The organism is Brachyspira catarrhinii, from assembly GCF_005518285.1.
GTDB lineage: Bacteria > Spirochaetota > Brachyspiria > Brachyspirales > Brachyspiraceae > Brachyspira > Brachyspira catarrhinii.
On sequence record NZ_SJDU01000472.1, the window covers coordinates 1 to 1,552 of the forward strand.

The following is a 1,552-nucleotide window of genomic DNA, read 5'->3' on the forward strand; positions in this document are numbered from 1 at the left end:
ACTGAAGAGGAGACGGAGTTTATTATTGGTTATGAGTTGGAGTTTAGGGTTTAGTTAAATGTTTAAATTAGGTTGTAGCGCAAGGGGTAACTACCCCTTGTTATTAAGAAATGTTAATGGGTTTAAAGTGGATTGCTTCGCCTCACTCGTTCGGCTCGCAATGACGGACTTTCCAAAAACGGCGAAAAGTTTTTGCAAGTGGAATAACAAATTCTAAATGGAGTTGTTTTTTTGTTTCCTTTTTTTACAAAAAAAGGAATAGTTTTTTGGTTCTTTTTTGCTATCAAAAAAGAACAATAATTTTGCATTCTTTTATAAAAAGAACTACGCACAGGTTGATTTGTCCGCTTTATGATTTGACTGAAGAGGAGACGGAGTTTATTATTGGTTATGAGTTGGAATTTAGGGTTTAGTTATATTTTAAATTATTTGCAATAATAAATTTCATCGCAAGATATATCTAAATAATCGTTCCAATAAACGCCATAACCTTGAATATCTACTTTTACTAATTTAAATAAATCATTATTGTTTTTCAATATTTCAAAATCTTTATTTGCTTCTATAAGTTTATTTAAATCGTAAAATCGTTTTTCGCCGTTTTCAAATAAAACTTGCAAAGTCAAATTATCCAAAGCCTCGACATTTTTTATTTTATGAAACAGCATAACTACTCCAAAGGTTCTAATTGTTTAAAATTTTGCGTTTGCCATATATTTAATAATTCCGCTTGATTATTTTTTGCCCATTCCAAAACCATAGAAGATGCCTTGCTTGGTAAATCGCCTTCTATAATTTTTAATTCGTTAATATCTATTACGCCGACATATTCGCCATAGATAGCGTGAAAATGTGGCGGATTATGTTCCTTTTGTTGAAAATACATTTTTATTATGATACCATAAAATCTTGATATAACTGGCATTTTGCTATCCTCTAAATTAGTAAATATATTTTAACATATTTAAAAAATTTATAAATAGTTTATAAATGCTAAAGCGGAAAATTGTGAAGTTGGTTGATAAAGTAATTTATAAAAAGCGTAGTAATGTTGATAGTTCGGAGGAGGAGAGAGAAATTGATAATTTAGTTTATAAACTATATAATTTGAGTAATGAAGAGATTAAAGTAGTTGAAGGTAATAATTAAATTTAGTAAAAATGATATATATTATAGTTTTTCTACTTCTTCGATACTTAAACCTGTGTTTTCGCTTATAAATTTTATATCCAAACCTGCATTTTTTAGGTTTTTGGCTATATATTTTTTTTCTTCTTCTCGCTCTCTATTAAGCATCATTTTTTGTCCCAATAAAAACGCGTCTCTTGCGTCATAAGCTCGCATAAGTTTTTCGTCCGAAGTAAATCGTTTATATTCTTCAATTACTTTTGTCATAATTGGGTTTGCCTCCTTGAGTTCTTTTTCTATAGCTTTTAAGTTTTTACTCGTGAAAAATTTCATCCAAGTTAACAATTTATTTTTCCTTAATTCGTCTATAGTTGATTTTTCAATTATTTCAATAAATCTTTGAACTTCCAAAATATGCATTTGA

At 28.5% G+C, this 1,552-nt stretch carries 4 protein-coding genes; 1 reads left to right on the plus strand and 3 read right to left on the minus strand.

Going from position 1 to position 1,552, the window contains the following annotated elements; genetic code table 11:
• Window positions 1-425: 425 nt before the first annotated feature.
• On the minus strand, window positions 426-668 hold the full coding sequence (locus EZH24_RS11590; protein ID WP_137999248.1) for a DUF2442 domain-containing protein: 243 nt from the start codon (window positions 666-668) through the stop codon (window positions 426-428).
• 2 nt (window positions 669-670) lie between these two features.
• The gene (locus EZH24_RS11595; RefSeq protein ID WP_137999249.1) at window positions 671-925 is read right to left on the minus strand and encodes a DUF4160 domain-containing protein; all 255 of its coding nucleotides are present in this window, start codon (window positions 923-925) and stop codon (window positions 671-673) included.
• Window positions 926-1,008: 83 nt separating this feature from the next.
• Here EZH24_RS11595 and EZH24_RS14275 point away from each other — a divergent pair, with 83 nt between their 5' ends.
• Window positions 1,009-1,149 (plus strand): hypothetical protein, encoded by a 141-nt coding sequence (locus tag EZH24_RS14275; RefSeq protein WP_161976161.1) that lies wholly within the window; start codon window positions 1,009-1,011, stop codon window positions 1,147-1,149.
• 21 nt (window positions 1,150-1,170) lie between these two features.
• Here EZH24_RS14275 and EZH24_RS11600 read toward each other — a convergent pair.
• On the minus strand, window positions 1,171-1,552 hold a 382-nt coding region (locus EZH24_RS11600; RefSeq protein ID WP_170310872.1), incomplete at its 5' end, for a PD-(D/E)XK nuclease family transposase.

What these genes read in the sequence shown, in the direction of transcription:
- EZH24_RS11595 (WP_137999249.1), bottom strand. Translation starts at nt 925, where the DNA reads ATGCCAGTTATATCAAGATTTTATGGTATCATAATAAAAATGTATTTT.
- EZH24_RS11590 (WP_137999248.1), bottom strand. Translation starts at nt 668, where the DNA reads ATGCTGTTTCATAAAATAAAAAATGTCGAGGCTTTGGATAATTTGACT.